6 protein-coding genes are annotated in these 6,458 nt (G+C 71.1%); 5 read left to right on the plus strand and 1 reads right to left on the minus strand.

What is annotated here, in order from left to right; genetic code table 11:
* Positions 1-451 precede the first annotated feature (451 nt).
* The 4 genes from AC08ON_RS13220 to AC08ON_RS13235 all read left to right on the plus strand — a co-directional run bounded on the left by AC08ON_RS13220 (position 452) and on the right by AC08ON_RS13235 (position 4,379).
* A complete protein-coding gene (locus tag AC08ON_RS13220) occupies positions 452-1,138 on the plus strand; it encodes a hypothetical protein (protein WP_476607959.1) in 687 nt (228 codons plus the stop codon).
* Between the two features lie 144 nt (positions 1,139-1,282).
* Positions 1,283-1,813, plus strand: a complete 531-nt coding sequence (locus tag AC08ON_RS13225) for a hypothetical protein (protein ID WP_476607958.1) — start codon at positions 1,283-1,285, stop codon at positions 1,811-1,813.
* 298 nt (positions 1,814-2,111) lie between these two features.
* Positions 2,112-3,278: an HAF repeat-containing protein gene (locus AC08ON_RS13230; RefSeq protein ID WP_476607957.1), complete on the plus strand. Its 1,167-nt coding sequence runs from the start codon at positions 2,112-2,114 to the stop codon at positions 3,276-3,278.
* A 318-nt stretch (positions 3,279-3,596) separates the two neighbouring features.
* On the plus strand, positions 3,597-4,379 hold the full coding sequence (locus tag AC08ON_RS13235; RefSeq protein ID WP_476607956.1) for an enoyl-CoA hydratase/isomerase family protein: 783 nt from the start codon (positions 3,597-3,599) through the stop codon (positions 4,377-4,379).
* Between the two features lie 80 nt (positions 4,380-4,459).
* On the opposite strand, the gene AC08ON_RS13240 is transcribed toward AC08ON_RS13235, so the two are convergent.
* Entirely contained in the window at positions 4,460-5,587 is a 1,128-nt protein-coding gene (locus AC08ON_RS13240) for a phosphotransferase enzyme family protein (RefSeq protein WP_476607955.1), read from the minus strand.
* Between the two features lie 108 nt (positions 5,588-5,695).
* Between AC08ON_RS13240 and AC08ON_RS13245 the strand changes: the two genes are divergently transcribed.
* Positions 5,696-6,458 (plus strand): NADPH-dependent FMN reductase (locus AC08ON_RS13245; RefSeq protein ID WP_476617075.1); only part of this gene is annotated, 763 nt, incomplete at its 3' end.

Genomic DNA, 6,458 nt, shown 5'->3' on the forward strand with positions numbered 1-6,458 from the left:
AGGACGGGGGGATGGACCGGGACGGGGACGGGGACGGGGAGATGGACTCCGACGACGTGCCGGTCGACGTCCCGGGACTGACCACCGCCGTGGCGACGCCGGCCCCGCTGACCAAGAAAAACACAACGACAAACACCGTCGATACCAGACCGCGCGACGGCCGTGGCACGAATCGACCAGATACTCGCTGGCCAGACACCAGAGCGCCCCCCGGGTGCGGCTGGCAACACGCCCGTTGCCGGCGGCCTGCCCCGGACCGGCGGAGACAACGTGATGCACGTTAGGCGGAAGTCCCGCCCTACGACGATCGATAGGATAACAGTCGCGTTGCCGGTCATCCGGGCCACGGGGAGAAGCGGTGAATGTCAGATTACCGACGGGGAGGTCGGCGCGGGAAAGTATTTTCGTCGCCGTTTGCCTGACGGCGTGCCTGAGTTGGCTCATGTTACCCATGGCGTCTCCGGTCCATGCGGCGGACGGCGGCGGGGTGGAACTCGGCGTCACCGTCGACGGTCAGCCCCTCGGTGAGGACCACGTGGTCCTCGAAGCCAGTGCGGTCGCCCGCGTGGTGGTCAGCGTGCAGAACCTGACCCGGTCGAATGTCCCCGTCGACTCGGTACGGCTGAGCGGAACCGTGCCCGGCCTCACCTTCTTCGACTACGACACCCGGGTGCGCACGACCATCCCGGCCCGCGGATCGGCGAACTGGACCGTCGACCTGGATGTGCGCGACCTCGACGGTCGGGCCACCGGATTGATGCCGGTGGAGGTGGCGATCCGGGGCGCGGACCTGCACACAGTGGCCAGGGTGTCGGGAACCGCCGACATCCACGGATCGCTGTTGTCCATCTACGGGCTGTTCGGCCTCGGGCTTGTCGTCCTGATGGGGCTGCTCTGGGCCGTCGCGTTGCTCCCGCTCGGTCGCCATGCGGTGCCGGCCACCTGGTGGCAGCGCGGCCTGCGGTTCGTGCCCGCCGGCTGCGGGGTCGGTCTGTTCGTCATCTTCGCGCTTTCAGCCACTCGGCTGCTGTCGCCCGGCATCCCCAGTGATTTCGGCATCACCATCACGGCGACCGCCGTCTGCTTCGGGCTCGGAGCCCTGCTGCCCCAACTGGTCCCGACGACGAGGCGCGGCTGACCCCACCGGCCGTCCACGGCCTACGCGACCGCCTCGTGGTGCCCTCGGCGTGATGCGACGCGACGCGCCGGAGCCGCTTAGAGGACGACGTCACGACGTCAGGGCACCATCGCAGTCGACCGGCGGACCTTCCGAGGAGACCACGTGACCGATCACCTGCGAACCTTGACCGCAGGCCCCGCCCGCCCCGGCCTTCTCGAGGGTCGACGGGCCGCGCATCGGCGCGGTGGGCGCCGGGCTGCCGCGGTCATGGCGACGGGCACGGTGATCCTCGCCCTCACCGCCGCGTGCGGCGGCACAACCACCCCGACGCCACGGCCCACGCCGAACGCGCCCGCTTCGGTGTCGGCCAAGCCGTCCCCGACCGGTCCGTTGACGAGCGCGGGAACCGCCGGCGCGACGAAGGTGACGGTCACCGAGACCGAGTTCGTGATCAAACTTTCCCGGAACACGTTCACCCCGGGCACCTACACCTTCGTCACCCAGAATGCCGGACACGTGACGCACGCGCTGAGGATCGAGGGGCCCGGCCTGCACGAGGCCACGACGAAAGACCTCGCACCGGGTGAGTCCGAGGACCTCACCGTGACCCTGCAGCCGGGTACCTACGAGCTGGACTGCCCGGTCGACAACCACGAGTCGCTGGGTATGAAACTCGACATCACGGTGTCCTGAGCCGTCCCCACCATCTGGGTGGAGTCGACTGACGCCCACGTCAGCGCACCGCTCGCCGGCCGGCGCCCGCGACGTTCCGCGCCTCGCGGCCGCAGGCGGGGCGTGTCATTCATTGACAAGTTGACTACAGATCGACACCATCCGGCTTCATTTAGTAATCAATTGACGGGGTGCCAGCCGGTCCTCCGTCCAGCCATCCCGACCCGATCCGGCGCCAGGATCCTGGCGACCGAACCCGTGCGACGGCGCCCCGGCGGCCACGACGACGGTCGGGAAGGCCTGACCAGGGAGGTCGGCCGTGCCGAGCAACCGGAGAACATTCGTCCACCTAGCGGTCATGGCCGCAGCCGCCGCACCGTTGTCCCTCACCGGGCTTCCCCCGGCCCTGGCGGCGCCGGTTCCAGAACCACGACCCGACCCACGCCAGACGACGCCGGCCGGGGTCGGCATTCCCGGACCGGGCAGTCCCGGCTCGCTGACCAGTGGCAACAGCCGCGGACTCTACGTTGGTCACTGGGACAGCAGCGCGTACAGCGCCACGGGCTTCCTTTGGCGCGACGGCACCGTGCATGTCCTCAACGGCAGCACAGAGCCGAAGGCGGTGACCGAGGAAGGCCTGGTCATCGGCGATTTCGTCAGCCACTACGACCGGCAGGCGTTCCGGCTGGAACACGGAACCTCCCTGCCCCAGGGTCTGGGCTACCTCGGCGGCACCCACACGGCCGGCGGCTACAGCAGCACCGCGGTGGCGGTCAACCGCGCCGGGGTCATCGTCGGCACCAGCACCACCAACGCCGGTACGTTCCATGCCTTCCGGTGGGCGGACAACCACCTGCAGGACCTGGGTACGCTCGGCGGCCCGAGCAGCTCCGCCGTCGCGGTCACCAGCGCCGGGGTCATCGCCGGCAGCAGTGACACCGCCGCCGGCCCATCCCGCGCCTTCCGCTGGTGGAGAGGCACCCTGCACGACCTGGGTACCCTCGGCGGCCCGTCAAGCACCGCGGTGGCCGCGAACGACGCCGGGCAGATCGTGGGCTACAGCGACACGGCCGACGGGCACACCCACGCCTTCCTCTGGGAACGCGATCGTCTGATCGACCTCGGTACGCCGCCCGGCGACACCGAATCCTGGGCGATCGGGATCAACAACGCCGGCCAGGTCCTCGTCCTGAGCCGCGGCTCATCGAACCATGCATTCGTCTGGTGGCACGGCCAGCGCACGACCATCAGCGTGCCCAGCGGCGACTTTGGGGTGACCGCCATCAACGACCGGGGAACCGTCGCCGGCACGGCGAACGGGCACGCGTTCCGTTGGCACGACGGCCGTTTCACCGATCTCGGCACGCTGGGCGGGCCGTACAGCGACGCGAACGCCATCACCCCCACCGACGTCGTCCTCGGTTCCTCGGTCCCGGCGGACTCCCCGATTCCGCTCGCGACCTTCTGGCCGGCCCCCGGCCGCTGACGCGGCGGCTGTCCGGTCAGCACAGCACATTGAACACCGTGAGCATGATCTAGCCGGTAAACAGAAGAGCACCACGTCGAACTCGTCGTCAGGGAACGGGAGGTCAGCCGCGTCCGTCTCCGTTCGCTCCAGGCTCAGTCCGCTCACACCAAGCCCAGTCCAGGCCCGGTCCAGGCCCGGTCCAGGCCCGGTCCAGGCCCAGCCCGTGACGCGACCCGCGAGGCGTTTTCGGTCAGGATGGACGATGTCGGACGGAGGAGACCCCGCCGGCACGGCGGACCGCCGGCACCAGCACGGACGACCCGACGGAGGATCATCATGAGCGAGTCCGGAGACATCACGGTACAGACCCTGCCCGGCCACGTCGCCGTCGTCGAGGTCTGCCGTCCGCCGCACAACTTCTTCGACGTGCGCCTGATCCAGACCCTCGCCGACATCTACGACAAGCTCGACGCCGACTCCGACGTCCGTGCCGTCGTGCTGTGCTCCCAGGGCAGGAACTTCTGCGCCGGAGCCGACTTCTCCGGCGCGAGTGCGGCCGAGGCGATCTCGGCGGACGAGGGGGCGCAGGCCCTCTACCGCGAGGCGCTACGGCTGTTCGCCTCCCCGATACCGGTCGTGGCCGCGGTGCAGGGCAGCGCGGTCGGCGGCGGGCTGGGGCTCGCGCTGTCCGCGGACTTCCGGGTCGCAAGCCCGGACAGCCGCTTCGCGGCGAACTTCTCCCGGATCGGGCTGCACCAGGGCTTCGGCATCTCGGTGACCCTGCCGGCGGTCGTCGGCCGGCAGAAGGCGCTCGACCTGCTCTACACCGGTCGCCGGGTTGGTGGGCAGGAGGCGTTCGGCATCGGCCTCGCCGACCGGCTCGTGCCGAACGCCGAGCTGCGGGAGGCCGCGGTGGCGCTGGCCGGTGAGATCACCGCCGCCGCGCCGCTGGCCGTGCGCAGCATCCGGGAGACGATGTGGGCGGATCTCGTCCCCGTCATCCGGGCGGCCACCGAGCGGGAAACCGCCGAGCAGGCCAGGCTGCGGGCCACCGAGGACTTCGCCGAGGGGGTGCGCGCCTCGACGGAGCGCCGCGCGCCCCGTTTCACCGGCCGCTGAGTGGTCCGGGCGGGCCGGTCCTCGGGGATTTCGGGCGGGCGGGACGAGCCACCGGTCAGGCCTGGCCGCAGGCCGCCGCCTCAGCCGGCGAGGAACCGCCCGCCCAGATAGGCCTCGGCCAGCTCGCAACTGTCCCGGGCGTACTCGGTGGCACTCGGCACCGCGTCCGAGTGCGGATGGGTACCCAGCCAGGCCACCAGGAGCAGCCGGCGCAACAGGACGAAGGTAGGGATCATCGCTACGTCGTCCGCGGTGAGCAGGCGCTGGCGCTGGTAGGCGGCCAGCCAGGCGGCCACCAGGTCGCCGGCCTCGTCGAGGTGCTCGATGAAGGACAGCGACGCGGCAAGATCCCAGAGGTACCAGCCGAAGCCGCAGTCATCGAAGTCGATCACGCAGACGTCCCCGGTGGACGCGTCCCGGGGTACCAGGAGGTTCGCCAGCCGCATGTCGGCGTGGACGAGCCCGAACCGGTCCGGCCCGGTGCCGAAGGCGGCCAGGCGTGCCTCGATGTCGGCCGCGGCCCGGCTCAGCAGGCCCAACGCCGCGCGGCCGTCCCCCCGCGGGCCGTCCCCCGGCGGGCCGGGGTCGTCGGCCAGCGCGGTGACCAAGCCCTCCGACCAGCTCCCCCACCGGCCGGCGTCGCCGAGCATGCTCCGCCAGGTCCACTCGAAGCGGGCGAAGGTAGTCGGGCGGGACCACTCCCGCGCGTGCCGGTGCAGCCGCGCGGTGATGTCCCCGAGCTGCCCGAACGCGCCGCGCAGGGACATGGGGTCCGTCGGTTCCGGTGAACGTCCGTCGACCCATTCGAACAACACGGCGTGCCGCTCGGCACCACCCGGCCCAGCGGGATCCGGCCCAGCGGGATCCAGCGAGGCGGCACTCGGGGGGAGGGTTCCGGTCGCGGCCACGGTCGCCACGGGCCCACCCGCCCTCGTCGGCACGACCGGCGGCGTCACGACCACGCCGTCGGCGCGCAGGGCAGCCACCCACGCCAGCTCCCCGTGAATCTCGACGAGAGTGTGGTACCCGGGCCGGTGCAGCCGCAACGCCCAACGCCGGCCGGTCGCCGGGTCGTCCACGCGGTAAGTGACGTTCTCCGAGACATGCAGCAGGCTCGCCCGCGGCGACGGGCCGAGATCATAGGCGGCGAGGACGTCACCGAGGACGCCATCCAGCCCCACCAGCCCGTCGACGGAGGTCGCGCTCACCGTACGACCGCCGGTCCGGGCGAGATGGCGTCCCCGTGGGAGGACGTGACCCCGCGTACCGCTCCGGCCTGCTTGAACCCTTGCCTGAACCCTGTTTCACCAGGGGAAATGGTCCGCATCCATCTTGTTTGCCGGAGTCGGCGGGCCACCGTCAAGGAACCGGGCCCGGCCGCACCCACCGTCGAAACCCATCATCGAAGAACCACCGCCACGGCGAGAGCACGGCTACGGCGAGAGCACGGCTACGGCGAGAGCGACGACGCGCCCCAGCCTGCCGTGGCCGAACTGCGCGCGCAGCTCACAGCGGCCGACGCCGTGCTGTTCCGCACCCCGCAGTACGCAGGCGCGCTACCCGGAAGCTTCAAGAACCTGATCGACTGGACGATCGGCGGCGGGGAGTTCTACGGTAAGTCCGCTGCCTGGGTCAACGTGGCCGCCCCGAGCCGGGGGAGGGGTGCCCGAGCCGAGCTGGGGGACGGTGCTGGACCAGGTGGCTGCCAACGTCAGCGCGTCGGCCTGCGCGTCGTTTCCCGTGGCAAGGGAGGCCATCGGTCCGGACGGCACGGTGAGCGACCCACGGGTGCGTGCCGGACTCGCCGAGGTTCTGCGGGCCGTCGTGCACCACCTCGGCCTGGCAGACACGGCAGGCACGGCAGATGTCGCAGGCACGGCAGATGTCGCGGCGGGGTGGGCCCATCGCGGCCCACCGGCGACCGACCCGGACGGCCGACCACCGATGGACCCGCGTGTGGGACACCGATCTTCCCTCCCTTGCGCCCTGCGCGGCGTCTCACCCGGACAGGTGACCCGCCGCGGCCGGACACGTCAGTTCGGGATGGGCTGGCAGTTGGGTTGCGGGACGGGTGGGTAG

The sequence above is a fragment of the Frankia sp. CoWAU3 genome (genome assembly GCF_977971855.1).